A 20,596-nucleotide genomic window follows, 5' to 3' on the forward strand; every position below is an offset into this window, starting at 1 on the left:
GGTTTTGCGAGAGCGCCGTTTAACTGTTGATTCTGCGAATAGCTGATTTCACGTTAATGCCGAATTAACCCTGCCGTCATTAACCGATCCTGCCGTCTCCAAATTCCTGTGGGCAGATCCGGGATAATGGTCGCCTTTAAGGCCCTGCCCGGTCTTTGATTGTTGCCCATCGAGGCTAATTTCAGGAGTCCACTTAGGGAACGTTTATCAATATCAGTTCTCCAGAGCATGTTTTGATCTGATTGAATCAGATCGACGCTCTGAAGATTTTCTCAAAGCATAATCTTATCGATCCTCGTTTCACTCCGGTCGGATTATGCCCTAACCCTTGCTCGAACTGTCGTGATTCCGTCATTTGTGCCGCACGTCAAGAGCGACTCACCTGATTCGGGTCTAAAAAGCGAATCATTTATTGTCGCGGCGCGTTCTCACACCCTTAAGCCGCCGAAGATTCGCGAAACCCACCATTTTCGGCAGTTTCGAGTCTTCAAGCGATTCAAAGTGATTCGGGCACCACGAGTATCTCACTTCAGCACGGTCACGAACCGCCGGATGCGCGTCCTGAAGAAAGTCCAAAACCGTCAATGAGGGCTTCGGTTGCTTCTGCCTGAGCAATCTGTTTTTGAATATCAATAAGTCGAGCGAAAATTTCGCCCGTTTCATCGCTATCAAGCGATGCTTCAACAGCGCGCAGTTCCCTATGTAGGGTGCGCGCGCGCTGATGCAAGTGAAGCGCCTGCTTTAATGCTTCTCGAACGTCGTCTTCCGCTGCTTGCGATGTGGCGGTCCATTCCCGCGTCCGCCGGACAACGGCTTCCAGCGTTTCGATCAGCTCGCCATGACCGGCTGCAACCAGTGCCTTGCGCATGGCGAAGCCATCTTCGACATGATCCGATGCCAGAACGTCGAGCATCGCCAGATGTAAGACCTTCAAAGCCTCATGCTCGAGATCGAGTGCCGCCATTGTTTCAAAGTCTTCTTCGATCAGGCGCGGATGATTAAGCAGCATCAGTACGATTGCAGTTTCACGCAGAGGCGCATTGCGTTTTTTGACCATGTTGGAGCGGGTCAAGCTATCGGAGTATGCTAACCGGCCTCCAGCAACCAGCCCTACTCCGCGACCACCTTGGGCACCGCGACCTTTGTCTTTTCCGCGATTGAATGCGCCACCGCGTTGTGCATTCTGCCGCCCCTGACCAAAGAAAGCCTGCGCACGCTCGCGCATTTCCTGGCTGTAGTGACGACGAATATCTTCATTCGCAATGCGGCTGGTAATTTCGCGCAAGCGCGCTTCGAGTTCCGCGCGACGCTCAGGTGTATCGAACACACCCGCTGCCGTTTCGCGCGTCCAGACCATATCGACCAGCGGTTTGGCATCGCGCAAAACAGAATAAAAAGCCGAAGCCCCTTCAGCCTTAACCAGATCGTCCGGGTCCTGTCCTTCCGGCAGCATCGCAAAGCGCAAGGATTTCCCCGGCTGCAAAGTAGGCAGTCCAAGATCGGCAGCACGATGCGCCGCACGAACACCTGCTCCGTCACCATCAAAACACAGGATCGGCTCAGGGCTGATCCGCCACAACAATTCAAGCTGCTCTTCGGTCAGCGCCGTTCCAAGCGGAGCCACCGCCTGATGAATGCCCGCCTGCGCCAGCGCGATAACATCCATATAGCCCTCAACCGCAATGATCGGCTTGGCTGGCTCGCCGCCTTGCGGCTGGCAGGCTTTACGTGCACGAAGGCCATTATAAAGCACGCGGCCCTTATGAAAGAGCTCGGTTTCAGGCGAATTTAAATATTTCGCAGGCGCGTCAGCAGAAAGCGCACGACCGCCAAACGCAATGATGCGTCCACGCAAGTCCTCGATAGGGAACATGATACGGTCACGGAAGCGATCATAGGAAACAGCAATGCCCTCTCCATGAACGACAAGACCACAAGCTTCGATCTGGTCTTTTGAGATGCCTTTGCTCGCCAGAAATTCCTTGAGCGCATTGCGCGATTCCGGACCATAGCCGATGCGGAATGTCTGTTGCGTTGCGCTCGAAAGACCACGATCACGCAAATAGGCGCGTGCCTTCGCGCCCGACGCACTTTGCAGCTGATTTTCAAAAAACTGCGCCGCAAGCTCCATCACATCATAGAGCGTTGCACGCTGCGCTTCACGCTTTTCCATTTCCGGGTCGCGTGCTGGCATCGGCACACCAGCCATATCGGCAACACGCTCAACAGCTTCGGGAAAACTCGCACCTTCCAGATCGGTCAGGAATTTGAAGTGATCACCCGTCACCCCACAACCAAAGCAGTGATAACGGCCTTTGCGGTCCTCGCAGTGAAAGCTTGGGGTTTTCTCGCCATGAAACGGGCAACAGCCCCAGAAATCGCCTTTTGGCGGATTGCTCTTCTTTCGGTCAAACGAAACGCGCGTTCCGATCAGCGTCGAGATCGGCACGCGATCTCTGATCTCATCAAGAAAGGATGGCGGAAAACGCATTAAGATTGTCACTTTCGGGTCAAATAAGCATGGTATCCAGTCAATGATATATAGGCGCGCGCAGACAGACAGTCCATCACACACAAGCGGCCCTCCCCGCTAATCACATGCTGCAGGCCTCTTAATTACGATCATTGCACACAGTCGCGACCTTCATAAAACTGTCATATAGTTGTCACATTACAATTGCGACGCTTGATTTAAGCGCATTTCCGGCTCATATTTCCGACGAATATGGTTAGCCGGAACATATTTTTTCTTTATTTGTTGCGTAAGCTTAACCCAATCGAGATCCAACTCTCTTCACACCCTGAAAGGATTTTTCCGTGAACGGTTCTCTGGTCCTTTTGCATCTTGCCGGTGCAGTCGCGCTCCTATTATGGGCGACGCGCATGGTGCGAACGGGAGTGGAGCGTGCCTATGGTGATCGTTTGCGTCGCCGCTTGCGCAATCAGATGCAGAATCCGCTGCTTTCGATAGCCTTTGGCCTTATTCTGGCTATTGCCTTACAGAGCTCGACAGCTGTGACGCTACTGGTCGGCTCTTTCGTCGGATCGGGTATTGTCAGCGGTGTTGCAGGCCTGATGGCGGTGCGCGGTGGTGAACTTGGTTCAGCGCTCGTTGTAAAAATCCTGAGCTACGATCTGACACTGCTGGTTCCACTCTGCCTCGTTTCCGGCACAGCTATTTTCATGACCACGGAGCGACGTGACTGGCGTCAGATCGGGCGCATTCTCGTTGGCATCGGTTTGCTCATCATGTCACTGGAAATGACAGGACAGGCGACAGAGCCACTGCGCCAGAGTGAGCTTCTGCCCGTCATCGTGGATTATCTCTCCAACGATCCCGTGACTGCCTATCTTCTGGCAGCTTTGATGACGTGGTTGTTTCATTCCAGCATCGCGGGTGTCATCCTGCTGACCACTTTCGCATCGCGCGGACTGATCACGCCTGAACTTGCGGTCGTCATGGTGCTTGGCGTCAATCTTGGCTCATCCATCATCGCGCCAATCCTGACCCGCAACGCACCACCTGAGACCCGTGTCGTGCCGCTCGGCAATCTGTTGATGCGCGGTGCTGGTTCGCTGCTCATGTTGATCCTGTTTGAAACGTTTAAGCCATCGATTGGCTTCCTTGGTGGCGATCCGGTTTCACAGGTGGTCAACGCCCACATTCTGTTCAACGTCATTGTCATGGTCGCAGGCATTCCATTGTCTGGACTGGTGCTCCGTGCGACTGAAGCGCTGGTTCATCTCAATTCAGACAAAAACGCACCCACCCAGCCGCTTGAAGTCGAAGAGTATAGCGCGCTCGATAATGCTGTCCTTGATCGTCCTTCGCAGGCGCTCGCCAATGCAACGCGCGAAGTCGTCGGCGTGTGCGATACGATTGAAGTCATGTTGCGCCGGATTATCGATCTCTACGAAAAGCCGGATCAGGCGCGCATCAACGAACTGGCAAGCCTCGACGACCGGGTCGACAAGAAACATGCAGCCATCAAGCTTTATCTTACCAAGCTCGCAGCCAAAGACCTCGATGAGTTTGAAGCTTTGCGGATGCAGGAACTGATGGGTGCATGTGTGAAGCTCGAACAGGTTGGCGATATCATCGTGCGCAACATGCTGGCGCATGTTCAGAAGAAGATGGATCACAACCTCGAATTCACCGAGGAAGGCTGGAAGGAACTGAGCCATTTCCACGCCATGGTGCTTGCCAACGCGCATATGGCGTTCAACGTCATCGTCTCGCGTGATGGTCGCACCGCACGTCTGCTCGTGCAGGAAAAAGACAATCTGCGTGATCTGGAAAAGCAGACGAGTATGCGTCACTTCTCGCGGCTTCGCGAAGGTTCAACCCGCAGCATCGAGACAAGCACCATCCATCTCGATACCATTCGCGATTTGAAGCAGATCAATTCGCTGCTCGCATCCATGGCCTATCCAGTCCTTGAAGAACAAGGATTGCTCGGCTCTACACGCTTGAAGTCAGTGAAACAAAACTAAAAAAGCCCCGCATCTGCGGGGCTTTTTCTTTGAAAACTAAGACGCTTTTACTGAAGAAGCGTTTTCACCAGCGCGCTGGCCTTGGAGAAGTCCATCTGTCCAGCGTAGCGCTCTTTGAGCACTGCCATCACCTTGCCCATATCGCGCAGACCCTGTGCACCGATCTCGGTGATCACATCCGCACAGGCTTTCTTGACTTCATCATCGCTCATCTGCACAGGCAGAAAACCACTGATGATAACAATTTCCGCACGCTCGCCTTCAGCAAGCTCAATACGGTTGCCTTCTTCATAAATGCGCGCAGATTCTTCACGCTGCTTGACCATCTTACCCAAAATGCCGAGCAGCTCTTCATCGCCGACCGGATCCTTTCCAGCACCGCGATTGGCAATATCACGGTCCTTCACCGCAGCCATGATCAGACGCAAAGTCGACAGGCGCAGCTTATCCTGAGCCTTCATAGCCTGAGTGAGTGCCTGAGAAATCTCCTGGCGAAGCATACGTCTCTCCTGACGGTGTTAGCGCATATCGCCGAAAAAGCAAAAACTCGCCTTTCCAATGACGTCATGCGTAATAATGAAAAATCAGAGCCCTTGTATCCAGAACCGGGGCCATAAAGCAATCACACGCCTAATCCGACCTGTCAGAACAACCATCATAGAAATTATGAGACATCACTCTCATAATTTCCTGAAAAGCTTGCGTTCAAACGATTGACCCCGCGCCCAAGTTTCTCTATTGCTCAGGGCTTAGCAGGACATCGGCATGTGCTCGCGGCGGGAAGTTTAATCCCCGCTGCTTTTTGGCGCATATATGGCCCCATAAACTCCATTTTTCAAGCTGTCTGACATCGGGCGGCTGAAACACGGATACATGCCGCATGACTGATAACGTAGAACGCGCGCCAGACGGCAAGCGCGAAACCTGACAGGAGTGCACGCCATGACCGAAGCCACATCGAAGACAGCACCCTGGACGACTGCAAAGCGAACCGCCGTTCTTGTGCTTGCTGATGGCACAGTGATTGAAGGCAAAGGCCTAGGCGCAACGGGAGCAATTGAAGCCGAAGTGGTCTTCAACACTGCTCTCACCGGCTATGAGGAAATTCTGACCGATCCATCCTATGCAGGACAGATCGTTACTTTCACCTTCCCGCATATCGGCAATGTAGGCACCAATGCGGAAGACGTGGAAGACCTCACCCCTGCCAATCGTCACGGCGCTGTGGGCGCAATTTTCAAAGCCGACATCACCAACCCATCCAATTTCCGCGCTTCGGAAAATCTCGACGCATGGCTGAAGCACCGCGGCGTCATCGCACTGGCTGACATCGATACGCGCGCCCTCACCTCGCTTATCCGTGAGCGCGGTGCGCAGAATGCGGTCATCGCCCATGATCCTGACGGCAAGTTCGACATCGACGCGCTCAAGGCCCGCGCTGCAAACTGGAGCGGTCTGGAAAATCTCGATCTGGCAAAGGATGTCACCATCGGCCAGAGCCTCACTTGGGACCAGACACCGTGGACGCTGGAAGACGGCTACGGCGAGCAATCAGCCACGCAATATCATGTTGTCGCGCTCGACTTCGGTGTGAAGCGTAACATTCTGCGTCTGCTGTCAGGCCTTGGTGCCAAGGTCACAGTATTGCCAGCCACGGCCACGGCAGAAGATGTTCTCGCCTATAATCCAGACGGCATCTTCCTTTCCAATGGTCCCGGCGACCCGGCAGCAACCGGCGAATATGCCGTGCCAACGATCCAGAAGCTCGTAGACAGCGAATTGCCAGTCTTCGGCATCTGCCTCGGTCATCAGATGCTGGCATTGGCGCTCGGTGCCAAGACCGAAAAGATGCATCAGGGTCATCATGGCGCAAACCATCCGGTCAAGGACTACACCACCGGCAAGGTAGAAATCGTATCGATGAACCACGGCTTTGCGGTCGATTCCGACAGCCTGCCAGAGCATGTCGAAGAAACACATGTTTCGCTGTTTGACGGCACCAATTGCGGTCTGCGTGTTATCGGCAAGCCGGTCTTCTCGGTACAGCATCACCCGGAAGCCTCTCCTGGCCCACAGGACAGCCACTACCTCTTCCGCCGGTTCATCAATCTGATCCGCGAAAAGAAGGGCGAAGCTCTTCTGCCAGAACGCGAACAGGCGGCGTGAATCGCAATCTGAATAAAGCGAATTAACCTTCTGTTAATAAAAGAAAAGGCCGGAGCTGATGCTCCGGCCTTTTTTACTCGCAGAAGCATTTACACGTCTGTGATCTTAACCGATTCAGCTGGGCGCACCCTTGCCACGACAATAACAAGGGCGAGGAAGATCAGCCCGGCGCCAACAGCATAAGGCATTCCAGCAAAGACAAGCGGCGCATTCATGCCGGTGAACACAGCGAAGAGCTGCGTGAAGATAAGCGGACCAATAATGGTCGTTATGCTCGAAACACTTGTCAGCGCCCCCTGCAACTCACCCTGAGCGGAAGGCGGCACCTTACCCGCAGCAATACTGCGCAATGGCGGATCGGCCAAACCTTCCAGTGCAGTCAGAAAGATAACCGCGTAAACCATCCAGCCTTGCCAGGCGATTGCGTAACCAATCATGCCGAAGCATGAAAACAGCACGCCAATAATTGCCGTGCGCCTTTCGCCGAGAACCGGCAGGACCCTTGGAAGCACAAGCGCCATGACAACAGCCGCTCCAATGCCAAAAAGACCAAGCGACAAACCGATCTGCGCTTCGCTCCAGTTATAGCGATAGGCACCCACAAATGCCCAAACCGATGGATAGACCGCATGGGCAAGCCAGAACAGAAAGAACACCAATATCACCCAGCCGATACCCGGATAGGTCTGCATCTGTTTGAGCGCACCCAAAGGATTAGCGCGAGCGATCTGGAACGTGCGTCTGTTTTCCTGTGACAATGTTTCAGGCAACAGAAAATAGGCCAAAATGAAATTGATGAACGACAGAAATGCTGCCCCGTAAAACGGTACACGTGGGCCAAATTCGCCGAGCAACCCGCCCAGAACCGGGCCAAGTGCAAAACCTACCCCGAAGGCAATGCCGATAAGACCGAAATTGCGTGCACGATTACTGTCATCGCTAACATCGGCAATATAGGCGGACGCCGTAGCGAAACTGGCCCCGCTGATACCTGCCAGTACACGGCCGATAAACAGCATCCAATAGGTGGTTGCGAGTGCGCAAATCAGATTATCGATCGCAAAGGTGAAGATCGAAGCCAGCAACACTGGACGTCGGCCAAAGCGGTCACTGAGATTGCCGATCATCGGCGCAAACAAAAACTGCATTGCCGCATAAACCAGCAACAACCAGCCGCCATCAACAGCCGCAGTGCTGATATCCGCGCCGGTAAGTTCTTCAAGATAAGTCGGTAGAACCGGCATGATGATCGCAATGCCGATAATATCGAGAAAAAGGGTCATAAAGACGAGTAACAGGCCCCGCCGCACGAACTGGGGATTATGCATGAAACACCTGAAATGCACATGCGGACAAGCCGCAAGAAAGCATAATGATTTGATTTTTGGAAAGGATCGCGCACAATCGCCGCTCAAAACTGAGCGTCACGAATGGCTATGAATAGGGCCGCGCTGCCGTTAAATTTTACAAGGGAAATTATTCCGCAGCAAGCCCGATGCTCAGTAAAATTAATGCGGGCCGTCGCCTATCGCCCATATAAAAAGGCGACCTGAGCCGCCTTTCTTTCTTTCGTACTATAAGAACTGGTTAGATATCACCGCTGAACGTGTCGCAAGATTCGATCTTTCCGCTCTCAAAACCACGCTGGAACCATTTGGCACGCTGCGCCGATGTGCCGTGGTTGAAGCTTTCAGGTACAACATAACCCTGACTTCTCTTTTGCAGCGTATCGTCACCAATCTGGTGGGCAGCATTAATCGCTTCTTCGAGGTCACCCGCTTCCAGAATGCCCTTCTGATCCGTGTAGTAGCCCCAGACACCTGCAAAGCAGTCTGCCTGCAACTCAACACGCACCGACATCTGATTAGCCTGTGCTTCATTCATCTGCTGACGCATCTGGTTAAAACGCGGCAGAATGCCGAGTAAATTCTGAACGTGGTGCCCCACTTCATGCGAAATCACATAGGCATTGGCGAAATCGCCCGAAGCACCAAAGCGATTGGCGAGTTCATTGAAAAAGGTCAGATCGAGATAAAGCTTACGGTCGCCGGGACAATAGAACGGGCCAGATGCCGAAGAAGCCATACCGCAGGCTGAACGCACACCATCGGAAAACAGGACCATTGTTGGCGGTGTATAAGTTTGCCCGCGCGACTGGAAAATGCCGCTCCAGACATCTTCTGTTTCGGCCAGAACAGTGCGTGCAAACTGCGTCGCCTCATCATTGGCAACCTTACCGCCTTCAGCCGCCGTGCGGCCGCTGCTCTGCTGAGTCTGCGTGGAGTTGATACTGCCATCACCGAACAGGAATGGCAGTGGATCAATGCCAAATGCACGCAACACGAAAAACATCACAACGAGAATGAGAATCCCGGAAATGCCGCCACCGCGAACGATCCGGAAGCCCGGCCCGCCGCCCATGCCGCCACCGCGACCAAAACCACCGCCAAGGCCGCCGCTTTGTTGCCCCCGAACATCTTCCACATTGTCGCTTTGTCTACGGCCTTGCCAACGCATTGACCAACTCCCCTTCACAGTGCCGTCTCATTAAAAGACAGCAGCAATCTATTGCATACAATTGTCGCACAAACAGTTGGCAGGGCAACATAAAAAGTAAATGGCAAAACCAATCACAAACAAAGACATGATCGCAACATATGAAGCGATGAAAGGTTGCAAATCGGAGCCTTGTTTGCGAATTTTCGTGAATGCCCGCATTTTCTTTTAAATAAGGGCATTTGTGGGGTTCCGCTTTGGGTCATCATTGCCTATAAGGCCAGCTTAGCCCACAGAATTTCTCTCTGCCAACCCGCCGGTAAACCGTGCGGGCTTTTCTGGCAGGCTAAGAACAAGGAAGACGCCCCCATGCCGAAACGTACAGATATCAAATCGATCCTGATTATCGGCGCGGGGCCCATTGTTATCGGTCAGGCTTGCGAGTTCGATTATTCGGGTACGCAGGCTTGTAAGGCGCTCAAAGAAGAAGGCTACCGCATCATCCTCGTTAACTCCAATCCGGCCACGATCATGACCGATCCGGATTTGGCAGATGCGACTTATATCGAACCGATCACGCCGGAAGTTGTCGCCAAGATTATCGCCAAGGAACGCCCCGATGCGCTCTTGCCGACAATGGGCGGACAGACCGCACTCAATACCGCACTTTCGCTGCGCCGTATGGGTGTACTTGAGCGCTATAACGTCGAGATGATCGGCGCCCATGCAGAAGCCATCGACAAGGCAGAAGACCGCGCGCTTTTCCGCGAAGCCATGGAAAAAATTGGCCTCGACACACCCACCTCGATGCTCGCCAACGCGACCGAGATCAAAGAAGAAGATCGCAAGCGCCACGAAACCAAGCGCAACGAAGTGAAGTCGCAGTATTCCGGCGAGGATCTGGACAAGGCACTCGACAAGCTTGAAACCGAATGGCAGCTCGGCGAAGTCGAGCGCAAGCAACGCTACATGAGCCACGCGCTTGCCAAGGCTGCGCAAGCAATGGATGTGGTTGGCCTCCCAGCAATCATCCGCCCGAGCTTCACGCTCGGCGGCACCGGCGGCGGCATTGCCTATAACCGTCAGGAATTCTTCGAAATCATTGAGCGCGGCCTCGACGCGTCGCCAACCACCGAAGTGCTGATCGAAGAATCAGTCCTCGGCTGGAAGGAATATGAAATGGAAGTCGTCCGCGACAAGGCGGACAACTGCATTATCATCTGCTCGATTGAAAACCTCGATCCAATGGGCGTGCATACAGGCGACAGTATCACCGTTGCCCCTGCCCTGACGCTGACCGACAAAGAATACCAGATCATGCGTAACGCCTCGATTGCGGTACTGCGCGAGATCGGCGTTGAAACCGGTGGTTCGAACGTGCAGTTCGCGATCAACCCGGCCAATGGCCGTATGATCGTGATTGAAATGAACCCGCGCGTATCGCGCTCCTCGGCTCTGGCTTCCAAGGCAACCGGTTTCCCGATTGCCAAGGTTGCAGCCAAGCTTGCCGTTGGCTACACACTCGACGAGCTCGACAACGACATCACCGGCGGCGCAACGCCTGCATCGTTCGAACCGTCGATTGACTATGTCGTCACCAAGATCCCACGCTTTGCGTTTGAAAAGTTCCCTGGCTCCTCGCCAATCCTGACCACCGCCATGAAGTCGGTTGGTGAAGTCATGGCCATTGGTCGTACTTTCCAGGAAAGCTTGCAGAAGGCGCTGCGCGGTCTTGAAACCGGCCTGACAGGTCTTGACGAAATCACCATTCCGGGCATTGAAGACGGCGACGAAAAGAACGCTATCCGCGCAGCGATCGGCACGCCTACGCCGGACCGTCTGCGCATGGTCGCACAGGCAATGCGCCTCGGCCTGACCACAGAACAGGTTCATGACGCCTCCAAGATCGATCCTTGGTTCCTTGAGCAGATCGAAGCCATCGTCAACACGGAAGCACGTATCCGCGAACACGGCCTGCCGCAGGATGCCGAAAACCTGCGTATGCTGAAAGCCATGGGCTTCTCAGATGCACGTCTCGCGAGCCTGATCGGCAAAGATGCCGAAGATGTGGCAAAGCTGCGTAGCAAGCTCGACGTTCATCCGGTCTATAAGCGCATCGACACATGTGCAGCCGAATTCGCATCGCCGACCGCATACATGTACTCGACCTATGAAACGCCTTTTGTCGGTCAGCCGCGTTCGGAAGCCGAAGTATCGGATCGCAAGAAGGTCGTCATTCTCGGTGGCGGTCCAAACCGTATTGGTCAGGGCATCGAGTTCGACTATTGCTGCTGCCATGCGGCCTTCGCACTCAATGATGCAGACTATGAAGCCATCATGATCAACTGCAACCCGGAAACGGTTTCAACTGATTATGACACGTCCGACCGCCTCTATTTCGAGCCGCTGACGGCAGAAGACGTACTGGAAATCCTGCGCGTTGAGCAGGAAAAGGGCACGCTGCACGGCGTCATCGTTCAGTTCGGCGGCCAGACCCCGCTCAAGCTCGCCAATGCGCTGGAAAAGGCTGGCATTCCGATCCTCGGAACTTCGCCTGACGCTATCGATCTTGCAGAAGATCGTGATCGCTTCCAGAAGCTGCTGATCAAGCTCGGCCTCAACCAGCCAAAGAACGGCATTGCCTATTCAGTAGAGCAAGCTCGCCTGATCGTTGCTGATCTTGGCTTCCCTCTGGTCGTCCGCCCGTCTTATGTTCTTGGTGGCCGCGCCATGCAGATCATTCATGACGAGCGCGGCTTGCAGACCTATCTTCTCGATACCGTTCCTGAACTGGTGCCGGAAGACATCAAGGCCAAATATCCGAACGACAAGACCGGCCAGATCAATACGCTTCTCGGCAAGAACCCACTTTTGTTCGACACCTATCTGACGCAGGCTATCGAAGTGGATGTCGACTGCCTCTGCGATGGCAAGGAAAGCTATGTTTCCGGCATCATGGAGCATATCGAAGAAGCTGGCATTCACTCCGGCGACAGTGCCTGCTCACTGCCGGTTCATACGCTTTCGCCAGAAATTGTTGCTGAACTCGAACGCCAGACAGCATTGCTTGCTAAGGCACTCAATGTCGGCGGACTGATGAACGTGCAGTTTGCCATCAAGGACGACGAAATCTTCATCCTTGAAGTCAATCCGCGTGCATCGCGTACGGTTCCATTCGTTGCCAAGACCATCGGCACGCCGATTGCCAAGGTTGCAGCCCGCGTCATGGCCGGTGAAAGCCTCGATGCAGCACTCAATGCTTATGGCGGCAAGCCTCAGCCAACCGCACGCCCGCACATCGCAGTCAAGGAAGCCGTGTTCCCATTCGCCCGCTTCCCCGGCGTTGACACTTTGCTCGGACCGGAAATGCGCTCGACCGGCGAGGTCATGGGCCTCGATTACGACTACGCACTGGCATTTGCCAAGGCGCAGCTCGGTGCAGGTGTTGAACTGCCACGCGAAGGCACCGTCTTCGTATCGGTGCGCGATGAGGACAAGGAACGTGTACTTGGTGCTGTACGCAAACTGGTCAGCATCGGCTTCAAGGTCATGGCGACAGGTGGAACACAACAGTTCCTTGAAGCGAATGGCGTGGAATCGACCAAGATCAACAAGGTCATCGAAGGTCGCCCGCATGTGGAAGACGCGATCCGCAACCGCCAGATCCATTTGGTCTTCAACACGACCGACAGCGCTAGCGCAGTGTCCGACTCAAAGTCGATCCGCCGTGCAACGCTGATGCAGAAACTGCCTTACTACACGACAATGGCCGGTGCCGAAGCTGCCGCTGAAGCCATTGCTGCTCTTAAGGCAGGATCGCTGGAGGTTCGTCCACTTCAGGATTACTTCCGCGATTAAAGCGCATCCCGAAAAGGGTGAAACGGTTTTGCGTAGGATAATGCGCAAAAGCAAATAATTACACGAGAATGAAAAAGGCCGCGGACAACAATCTGCGGCCTTTTGCTTTTGATAAATATTACAGGCGGCTCTTATGCAGCCGCTTCCGCTTGATGGGGCAACCGAAGCGGATCCGCCTGCAAGTCCATTGCCAGATGCAATTGTCGCGTGAACAGACCGTTATGGCCCAGACCTTTGCCAATATGAATGACAGCAGCGTCCTTTAACGGGCCTGTCAGAATGGCATAAGCGCGCTTTCGCGCCTCTTCATCCATCCCATCCAGCGTACCATCAATCACAATCCAGCTTGGATTTTGCAGCACAAGCCGGGCCAGAGCCAGGCTCTGTTGTTCATCATCAGTCAGCGTGCGATCCCATCGCAGAACACGGTCTATCTGGGGTACAAGTCGCTCCAATCCGGCAAGCTTCAACACGTCCGCCACCTGATTTTTTGAGAAATCAGCGGCACTCAACGGATAGACCACAGCATCGTGGAGATTGCCGGGCGGGATATAGGGTGCATGCGGAATGAACACCACGCGATCTCCAGCAGGCAATCCGATCCGCCCGCTCCCCCAAGGCCACAAGCCACCAAGCGCGCGGAAAAACCGGCTGCGTTCAGTTTCAGTTGCGCCAGTCACAAACAGGCGTTCACCGGGATTGATGCTGACATTCGTCTCAACCAGATTGAGACACCCATCAGGCACGGCAATAGACAGGGCATCAACCGTCAGTCGCTCGTCCTCGTTGGTTTCCAGAACTATCTGCCGATCGATGTGGCCAATTTCATCCATCCGCAATATGGCTTGTCGAAAGCTCGCCACGCGCAGCAATGTTGCGCGCCAATCGGCAATCGCTCCGAAATTATCGACAAACCAGCGCAGCGAATTATGCACCTGCGTGAAAGCGCCGACGGCCATCATCAAACCGCCAAACGTCAGCCCGCCCGAAAAATAGACAGGTGCTGCAACAAGGATCGGGGCCACAATGGTAAACCAGCCATAGCCGGCCGTAACCCATGTCAGATTGGTCGTTGCAATGACAATTCGCTTGATAGCCAAAAGCACTGCATCAAGATCAAGGTCCAGTCTGCGGCGTTCATCAGCCTCGCCACGTGCCAATGTGACAGCATCGATGTGCTCATTCACCCGCATCAATGAGAACCGGAAGTCAGCCTCCCGCGCGTAGCGATTGGCGTTGTGATTGACGAGACTACGGCCCACAAACCATGACAGCAGCGATGCAGAACCCGCATAAAAAACCGCCGCCCAAACCATATAGCCCGGTATGGAAAAACTATAGCCCCAAAGGTGGAATACAAAGCCGCTCGACAGAGACCACAGGACGCCAACGAAGCTTACGAGAATGACGGTGGATTGCAGCAGATTGATGCCCAGATCGCTTGTAGTCTCAGCAAGATGACGCGCATCCTCCTGCAATCGCTGATCGGGATTAACGCCAATTTCGCCAGCCTTCGCAAGACGGAACGCTCGCCCCGGCTGCAACCATTCGCCGACCAAGTCACGCGCCAGCCCTTCTCGCAGCTTCAGCTTGAACATCTGGTTCAGCCAGGTCTGAGAGACATTCAGAAGAAGGACCGATCCGGCGATAGCAAAAAAGATCAGAAGCTGATGAAAGAAGGCACTCAGATTGCGATCTGACAAAGCATTATAGAACGGTACGTTCCAGCGATTGATTGCAACCTGCCCTACGGCGATCAAAACGATCAGAACAAAAATACCAGTTCCCAGCGCAATCAACTGGTTGCGAACAGGTGAGACCCAGAAGGCGCTCATCATCATGCGCGCTTGCGAAAATAGATCACTGCCGTCCTGCATGCCGCTATCAGCTTTCTGATTAGCGCTATCGAGCCCGTGCGGCTTTTTCTGCTTTGACTTCGACACCAAGTCTTCCCTCATCAAAATTGTTTGGGCAGATGTGAAACGTTGCGGGCAAATTCCAGCTCTAAAAGCAAGACTTCATCGCGTTTTCTTAACCAATTCCCATAGCGCTCTATAGCAATATTTTGGAACTTTTGCGTGACCCCTAATCCTGACACGATAGTACAAAGTACAAATCGCGCGAAGGCTTCCGATGACCGCATCTGCCAAAGCAATTGATAAAGTTCTGATTTACGCCACATGGAACAAAGAGTTACTCGTCTTCAGCGAGCCGGAAAATCCAGACATGCCGCTTCAGGTTCCGGGCGGAACTGTCGATGACGGCGAAGCAATCCAAGCTGCAGCCTATCGTGAGTTTCATGAAGAAACCGGTATCCTGAAGACCTCCGGCATGCGTAGTCTTGAAAGTGTGACCTACGAATATATCGAGCCTACCCACACCGAAACACATCATCGTCACTGCTTTCATCTACCGTTGGATGGCAGTTTTCCCGATCAATGGTACCATTATGAAATGTTTCCCAGTGACGGAAACAAACCAATTCTTTTCAAATTGTTCTGGCTGCCTTTGATAGAAGCAAGTGCTCGCATTGGCTTGGGAATGGGGAAAAGCATTACAAAAATAGGCCTTTAGAGATAGCACGGGCTGTCTTGTGTTGGTCAAATTTGTCGCATATAGTCTTGTCATCGATTTTTCGGTCAAGTGACTTTGCGACCCGCCCGGCCTGCCGTGCTTCCTGACGATCTCCTGTCCATAAATTCGATTCACAGGGACGTGTGCGAAGCATACGGACTAACTACTACTAATGTTACAAAGGAATTTCCCATGGCTACGGGAACAGTTAAGTGGTTCAACACGACCAAGGGCTTCGGCTTCATTCAGCCTGATCAGGGCGGCACGGACGTATTCGTCCACATTTCCGCTGTTCAGCGCGCTGGTCTGGCCACGCTCGATGAAGGCCAGAAGGTTACGTACGAAATCGTACAGGACCGTCGTTCGGGCCGTTCGTCTGCCGACAACCTCGTCGCAGCATAATTTTTGCCGTAAGGCAGAGAAAAGGCGGGTCCTCGGGCCCGCTTTTTTATTTGTCCGCTTTTCTGCTTACACCCTCGCCATCGCGCTCGCGCCCAGAATAAGGGCCGCAATCAGCGCAGCAATGGTGCGGACGTGATTCCATAGGGTCCAGTCGCGCACATAAGTAAGCCAGATATCAGCCGACGTGGCGGCACTGGCATCCATCGCCGCGAGCTGGTTGTTCAGCGGCACATTCAAAACCATCGTGACGCCAATAGTGCCGACAAGATAGACGGCAGCGCCAATCATCGCCCATTTCGATAGGCTCCCGAAGCCCATTAAGCCCAGCGCAATAATTGCCAGACATAGCAACGCCGTGCCGAAAAAGGCCGCAAAGAACGTGCCGTTGATAACAGTGATATTGATCGACTGCATCGCCGTTATTCCCGCATTCGCCGGAATGCGTGCTAGTGCAGCCATCACGAAACTAGAGAACGCATAGAAGATACCGCCTGTAATCGCGCTTCCCCATGCCGTCAGCAGAACAAGCAGTTGAAAACTCGTAGTCATGATTGTCCCTCCCATGTGCCTTCAATGGCCGCCTTGCGGGCGAAATCTGCAAACCGACGCGGCTTTCGTCCAAGAGCTTCCTGCACGCCATGCGCCACACTGGCATTGCGACCATCAAAAAGCTCGGTGAAAAGATAGCGCAAAAGCGTGATGACATCTTCCGGCAATGCCTGTTCACGCAGCGCTGTCTCATAATCGGCGAACGAGACCGGGTTGAATGACAGCTCTTTACCTGTCGCCTCGGCTATCTCGCTTATTGCCTCGCTGAAACTGAACAGTTCCGGGCCGGTGAGTTCATAGAGCTTGTTGTGATGTACTGTTTCGGTAAGGGCAGCAACGGCGACATCGGCGATATCGTCGGCATCAATAAACGGCTCTTTTGTGGGACCAACCGGCAAGGTCAGCGAGCCTAAAAGCAATTCGTCACGCATGTAATTTTCGCTGAAGTTCTGCATGAACCAGCTGGCACGCAGCACAGTCCAGTCCAAACCGGAAGTTTGAAGAACCTGTTCCGCAGCCTCGGCCTCCTCCTCTCCTCGCCCAGAGAGAAGCACGACATGGTTCACGCCAACCTTCTTAGCCGTAGACAGGAACGCGCGGATAACATCCACGGCACCCGGCAAGGCCAGATCCGGCTGATATGTGACATAGGCACTCGTGATGCCATCAAGCGCCGCAGCCCACGTTGATTGATTGTTCCAGTCAAAAACTATCCCGGTACTGCGCGATACCGCGCGAACCGAAAGCCCCTTCCCTCGCAGCTTTTCTGCAACCCTCCTACCGGTTTTGCCGGTAGCGCCAATCACCAGATAACGATCATTGCGATGTGTATTCATCTTCATCTCCCAAAATATGAGTAACTCTCATATTTGCAATATGTGAGCAATCCTCATATTCTGTCAAGATGAAAATGTGAGTCGGTCATGAAGCAGAATTCAGATACGGAAACAGAAACAATCGGTGCGACCGTCCTGCGCCGCACCCCTAGTCAAAGCCGTGCACAGGAAAAAATCCGGCGCATAACGGAATGCGCCACGGCGCTGATCGCCGCCAAAGGCAGCGACAGTCTCAAGATGAGCGAGATTGCACAGCAGGCAGGCATTTCGATCGGTGCGCTCTATCAATACTTCCCCGATAAAAGCGCCCTGATCCGCTATCTGTTTGAAAGCTGCAATGCGCAATCGCGCCAGTGCATCGAGGACGGCCTTGCAGCGGCGAATTCGGTCGATGAACTGATCGTCGCATTCAATGCATTGATTGACGAATATCTGGCGTTGATGCGGCTGGAACCAGCAATGCGCGACATCTGGTCGGCCACGCAGACCGACAAGTCCCTGTCAAAGCTGGAAATTGCCGAAAGCAGGCAGAACGGCAAGTTGCTCGCAGATACGATCCGCCGGATCGCCCCCGGCAAGGTATCAGCGCAACTGGACGAAACGGCCTTCCTGCTGATGCATTTTGGCGAATCCACCATGCGCATCGCCGTCGACGTTTCGGAAAACGAAAGCAATGCGCTGATAGAGGCCTATAAACTAATGGCCACGCGCAGCTTGCGCGACCTTATGGCGGATTAGAGCATTTCCAGCAAAAGTGTGAAGCAGTTTTGCGTTGGATAATACGTAAAACAAATAGCTAAAGCATGTCGCAGTTAAATGGATTCATTTAACGTTCGCGAACATGCGGCAATTAAAAGAATCTAGAGCGAGCACCATGGGTGCGATTAAACGCGACACGCTCTAGAGCGGTTCCAACGGTTCAATCTTAACTGGGACCGCTCTAAACCCCTACGGCAACCAGTCCAGCGAGACATGTCCCTCATCCGCAGCCACACGGGCAAGCCACGCATTGACCGCCGGATAGAGCTCCATGTTGAAACCACCCCGATGGGCCTCATGCGTATAAGCATAAAGAGCAATATCAGCGACCGTCAGGCTATTACCAACTAGAAACGGCGTCTTTTTCAGCTGCTCTTCCATTACGGCCAGCGCTTTGTCTCCACCCACAAGCGTCGATGCAAGACGTTCAGGCGTCGCATCACGTGCACGCTCCGGATAGACCATCAAGGCGCGACGAACAGCAACATAGGGCTCATGGCTATATTGTTCGAAGAACAGCCATTGATAAACGAGTGCCCGTTCATAGGCATCCTTCGGCAGGTAGCGGGTGTTCTCAGCCAGATAGAGCAGCATCGCATTCGATTCGGCAATGAACCGGCCATCATCAAGTTCCAGCAGCGGAACTTTGCCGTTCGGATTTTTCGCCAGATATTCGGGTGTTCGCGTCGAACCGTCGAGCGACGAAACAGTGACGTGCTTAAACGTCTTTCCCAGTTTGGCGAGCAAAAGCCGTGGCTTATAGCAGTTTCCGGAATCGGGCTGTGAATAGATTGTAAGCATCTGCTTCTCCTGTGCCGGTATAACATGTCCATCAGATTGAAAGCTGTCCAATCAGTTTCATTGAAACAATATGTTCGTGGCATTGATGGATCAGAACTTTTCAGCAACACATTCTCACGAGAAACCGGAATTTATTGCGAAACTGCAAAGCTTTTGTTGCGATTCGTGCGCCAATGCGACATAGAAAGTCCGCAAAACCGGACCGCGCCCGGTGCCGGTTATCTGATCCTGCCATCTATGGAGATCTATCATGGCATTTCTCGCCGACGCCCTTTCTCGTGTAAAGCCATCTGCGACCATTGCGGTCAGCCAGAAAGCACGTGAACTGAAAGCTAAGGGCAAGGACGTGATCGGTCTCGGAGCGGGCGAGCCCGATTTCGACACTCCAGACAATATCAAGCAAGCTGCCATCGACGCGATCAATCGCGGCGAAACCAAGTACACCCCTGTTGCTGGTATCCCTGAGCTGCGTCAGGCTATCGTTGCCAAGTTCAAGCGCGAAAACGGCCTCGACTATAAGCCAGAACAGGTTATCGTCGGCACCGGCGGCAAGCAGATCCTGTTCAACGCCTTCATGGCGACGCTGAACCCAGGCGATGAAGTGATCGTCCCTGCGCCATACTGGGTGAGCTACCCGGAAATGGTTGCGATCAACGGCGGCACCCCGGTTTTCGTCAACACGAAGATCGAAGACAATTTCAAGCTCACCGCTGCTGATCTTGAAAAGGCCATCACGCCGAAGACCAAGTGGCTCATTTTCAACTCGCCATCGAACCCAACCGGCTCGGCATACACCGAAGCAGAACTGAAGGCCCTGACCGAAGTTCTCGTTCGTCATCCGCAGGTCTGGATCCTGACCGACGACATGTATGAACATCTGGTCTATGGCGATTTCGTCTTCACGACGCCCGCACAGGTTGAACCTTCGCTTTATGACCGCACGCTCACCATGAACGGCGTGTCGAAGGCCTATGCCATGACCGGCTGGCGCATCGGCTACGCAGCGGGCCCGCTGCAGCTCATCAAGGCCATGGATATGGTGCAGGGTCAGCAGACCTCTGGCGCTTGCTCCATCGCTCAGTGGGCGGCTGTTGAAGCGCTGAACGGCACACAGGACTTCATTCCGAAGAACAAGGAAATCTTCCAGGCTCGTCGCGATCTGGTTGTTTCCATGCTCAACCAGGCCAAAGGCATTCACTGCCCGACACCTGAGGGTGCGTTCTACGTTTATCCGTCATGCGCTGGCCTCATCGGTAAGAAGACTGAAGCGGGCAAGGTGATTGAGACTGACGAAGACTTCGTGACCGAACTGCTAGAAGCAGAAGGCGTTGCCGTCGTTCACGGCTCGGCTTTCGGTCTTGGACCAAACTTCCGCATTTCCTATGCGACATCTGATGAACTGCTTGAAGAAGCCTGCTCACGCATTCAGCGCTTCTGCGCAAGCCTGCGTTAAAAGCTAAAAATACAAATGACGAAGGGGCCGAAAGGCCCCTTTTCGTATCTTCACCTCAAGAGAAAAACCAAGATCTGGCGAAAAGCCAAAAAAAAAGCCAGACAAATGTCTGGCTTTGAGTTTTGAAGGTGCCTTTGAGGCAAACCTCCAGAGGGGAACACTCAGCCTGCGTAAAATGGGAGGAGGAAACGCAGCGCTGAGATGATCT

At 53.7% G+C, this 20,596-nt stretch carries 15 protein-coding genes and 1 pseudogene; 8 read left to right on the top strand and 8 right to left on the bottom strand.

The genetic code is table 11. The features are described from left to right. Window positions 1–538: 538 nt before the first annotated feature. Window positions 539–2,491 (bottom strand): DNA primase, encoded by a 1,953-nt coding sequence (gene dnaG / locus ACSME1_RS03135; protein WP_024899481.1) that lies wholly within the window; start codon window positions 2,489–2,491, stop codon window positions 539–541. 326 nt (window positions 2,492–2,817) lie between these two features. Here dnaG and ACSME1_RS03140 point away from each other — a divergent pair, with 326 nt between their 5' ends. After that, on the top strand, window positions 2,818–4,494 hold the full coding sequence (locus tag ACSME1_RS03140; RefSeq protein ID WP_024899480.1) for a Na/Pi cotransporter family protein: 1,677 nt from the start codon (window positions 2,818–2,820) through the stop codon (window positions 4,492–4,494). Between the two features lie 47 nt (window positions 4,495–4,541). Here the strand turns inward: ACSME1_RS03140 and ACSME1_RS03145 are convergent, their stop codons facing one another. After that, window positions 4,542–4,994, bottom strand: coding sequence for a GatB/YqeY domain-containing protein (locus tag ACSME1_RS03145; RefSeq protein ID WP_024899479.1), 453 nt, complete (start codon window positions 4,992–4,994; stop codon window positions 4,542–4,544). A gap of 442 nt (window positions 4,995–5,436) precedes the next feature. Here ACSME1_RS03145 and carA point away from each other — a divergent pair, with 442 nt between their 5' ends. Next, window positions 5,437–6,660 carry a glutamine-hydrolyzing carbamoyl-phosphate synthase small subunit gene (gene carA, locus ACSME1_RS03150; protein ID WP_024899478.1) on the top strand — a complete coding sequence of 408 codons (1,224 nt, stop codon included), beginning with the start codon at window positions 5,437–5,439 and terminating at the stop codon, window positions 6,658–6,660. Between the two features lie 89 nt (window positions 6,661–6,749). Here the strand turns inward: carA and ACSME1_RS03155 are convergent, their stop codons facing one another. Further along, window positions 6,750–7,988: a TCR/Tet family MFS transporter gene (locus ACSME1_RS03155; protein WP_105705736.1), complete on the bottom strand. Its 1,239-nt coding sequence runs from the start codon at window positions 7,986–7,988 to the stop codon at window positions 6,750–6,752. A 259-nt stretch (window positions 7,989–8,247) separates the two neighbouring features. Continuing rightward, window positions 8,248–9,177 carry a KPN_02809 family neutral zinc metallopeptidase gene (gene ypfJ / locus ACSME1_RS03160; RefSeq protein ID WP_105705734.1) on the bottom strand — a complete coding sequence of 310 codons (930 nt, stop codon included), beginning with the start codon at window positions 9,175–9,177 and terminating at the stop codon, window positions 8,248–8,250. 348 nt (window positions 9,178–9,525) lie between these two features. On the opposite strand from ypfJ, the gene carB reads away from it, so the two are divergent. Beyond that, the gene (gene carB, locus ACSME1_RS03165; RefSeq protein WP_024899475.1) at window positions 9,526–13,014 is read left to right on the top strand and encodes a carbamoyl-phosphate synthase large subunit; all 3,489 of its coding nucleotides are present in this window, start codon (window positions 9,526–9,528) and stop codon (window positions 13,012–13,014) included. A 131-nt stretch (window positions 13,015–13,145) separates the two neighbouring features. Here carB and ACSME1_RS03170 read toward each other — a convergent pair whose 3' ends face one another. Next, window positions 13,146–14,891 carry an ABC transporter ATP-binding protein/permease gene (locus tag ACSME1_RS03170; RefSeq protein ID WP_105706042.1) on the bottom strand — a complete coding sequence of 582 codons (1,746 nt, stop codon included), beginning with the start codon at window positions 14,889–14,891 and terminating at the stop codon, window positions 13,146–13,148. A gap of 256 nt (window positions 14,892–15,147) precedes the next feature. On the opposite strand from ACSME1_RS03170, the gene ACSME1_RS03175 reads away from it, so the two are divergent. Both ACSME1_RS03175 and ACSME1_RS03180 read left to right on the top strand, forming a co-directional pair. Beyond that, window positions 15,148–15,588, top strand: a complete 441-nt coding sequence (locus ACSME1_RS03175) for an NUDIX hydrolase (protein WP_105705731.1) — start codon at window positions 15,148–15,150, stop codon at window positions 15,586–15,588. Between the two features lie 192 nt (window positions 15,589–15,780). Next, window positions 15,781–15,990 carry a cold-shock protein gene (locus ACSME1_RS03180; RefSeq protein ID WP_007875924.1) on the top strand — a complete coding sequence of 70 codons (210 nt, stop codon included), beginning with the start codon at window positions 15,781–15,783 and terminating at the stop codon, window positions 15,988–15,990. Between the two features lie 66 nt (window positions 15,991–16,056). Here the strand turns inward: ACSME1_RS03180 and ACSME1_RS03185 are convergent, their stop codons facing one another. After that, complete coding sequence (locus ACSME1_RS03185) at window positions 16,057–16,539, bottom strand: DUF1772 domain-containing protein (RefSeq protein ID WP_105705729.1); 483 nt, start codon at window positions 16,537–16,539, stop codon at window positions 16,057–16,059. Further along, window positions 16,536–17,375, bottom strand: coding sequence for an NAD(P)H-binding protein (locus ACSME1_RS03190; RefSeq protein WP_105705727.1), 840 nt, complete (start codon window positions 17,373–17,375; stop codon window positions 16,536–16,538). The genes ACSME1_RS03185 and ACSME1_RS03190 overlap by 4 nt, the downstream gene beginning before the upstream one ends. An 87-nt stretch (window positions 17,376–17,462) precedes the next feature. Between ACSME1_RS03190 and ACSME1_RS03195 the strand changes: the two genes are divergently transcribed. Next, on the top strand, window positions 17,463–18,113 hold the full coding sequence (locus tag ACSME1_RS03195; RefSeq protein WP_105705725.1) for a TetR/AcrR family transcriptional regulator: 651 nt from the start codon (window positions 17,463–17,465) through the stop codon (window positions 18,111–18,113). Between the two features lie 210 nt (window positions 18,114–18,323). On the opposite strand, the gene ACSME1_RS03200 is transcribed toward ACSME1_RS03195, so the two are convergent. Beyond that, complete coding sequence (locus ACSME1_RS03200) at window positions 18,324–18,935, bottom strand: glutathione S-transferase family protein (protein WP_024899469.1); 612 nt, start codon at window positions 18,933–18,935, stop codon at window positions 18,324–18,326. A 250-nt stretch (window positions 18,936–19,185) separates the two neighbouring features. On the opposite strand from ACSME1_RS03200, the gene ACSME1_RS03205 reads away from it, so the two are divergent. Together ACSME1_RS03205 and ACSME1_RS03210 are read left to right on the top strand one after the other, a co-directional pair. Next, window positions 19,186–20,388 carry a pyridoxal phosphate-dependent aminotransferase gene (locus tag ACSME1_RS03205; RefSeq protein WP_024899468.1) on the top strand — a complete coding sequence of 401 codons (1,203 nt, stop codon included), beginning with the start codon at window positions 19,186–19,188 and terminating at the stop codon, window positions 20,386–20,388. A 15-nt stretch (window positions 20,389–20,403) separates the two neighbouring features. Beyond that, window positions 20,404–20,593 (top strand): annotated as a pseudogene (locus ACSME1_RS03210) (hypothetical protein). Window positions 20,594–20,596 lie beyond the last annotated feature (3 nt).

Source organism: Brucella pituitosa, from assembly GCF_965577835.1.
Classification (GTDB): Bacteria; Pseudomonadota; Alphaproteobacteria; order Rhizobiales; family Rhizobiaceae; genus Brucella; species Brucella pituitosa.

Coding starts and splice junctions, on each gene's coding strand:
- dnaG (WP_024899481.1), bottom strand. CDS start 2,491: ATGCGTTTTCCGCCATCCTTTCTTGATGAGATCAGAGATCGCGTGCCG.
- ACSME1_RS03145 (WP_024899479.1), bottom strand. CDS start 4,994: ATGCTTCGCCAGGAGATTTCTCAGGCACTCACTCAGGCTATGAAGGCT.
- carA (WP_024899478.1), top strand. CDS start 5,437: ATGACCGAAGCCACATCGAAGACAGCACCCTGGACGACTGCAAAGCGA.
- ACSME1_RS03155 (WP_105705736.1), bottom strand. CDS start 7,988: ATGCATAATCCCCAGTTCGTGCGGCGGGGCCTGTTACTCGTCTTTATG.
- ypfJ (WP_105705734.1), bottom strand. CDS start 9,177: ATGCGTTGGCAAGGCCGTAGACAAAGCGACAATGTGGAAGATGTTCGG.
- carB (WP_024899475.1), top strand. CDS start 9,526: ATGCCGAAACGTACAGATATCAAATCGATCCTGATTATCGGCGCGGGG.
- ACSME1_RS03170 (WP_105706042.1), bottom strand. CDS start 14,891: ATGCAGGACGGCAGTGATCTATTTTCGCAAGCGCGCATGATGATGAGC.
- ACSME1_RS03175 (WP_105705731.1), top strand. CDS start 15,148: ATGACCGCATCTGCCAAAGCAATTGATAAAGTTCTGATTTACGCCACA.
- ACSME1_RS03180 (WP_007875924.1), top strand. CDS start 15,781: ATGGCTACGGGAACAGTTAAGTGGTTCAACACGACCAAGGGCTTCGGC.
- ACSME1_RS03185 (WP_105705729.1), bottom strand. CDS start 16,539: ATGACTACGAGTTTTCAACTGCTTGTTCTGCTGACGGCATGGGGAAGC.
- ACSME1_RS03190 (WP_105705727.1), bottom strand. CDS start 17,375: ATGAATACACATCGCAATGATCGTTATCTGGTGATTGGCGCTACCGGC.
- ACSME1_RS03195 (WP_105705725.1), top strand. CDS start 17,463: ATGAAGCAGAATTCAGATACGGAAACAGAAACAATCGGTGCGACCGTC.
- ACSME1_RS03200 (WP_024899469.1), bottom strand. CDS start 18,935: ATGCTTACAATCTATTCACAGCCCGATTCCGGAAACTGCTATAAGCCA.
- ACSME1_RS03205 (WP_024899468.1), top strand. CDS start 19,186: ATGGCATTTCTCGCCGACGCCCTTTCTCGTGTAAAGCCATCTGCGACC.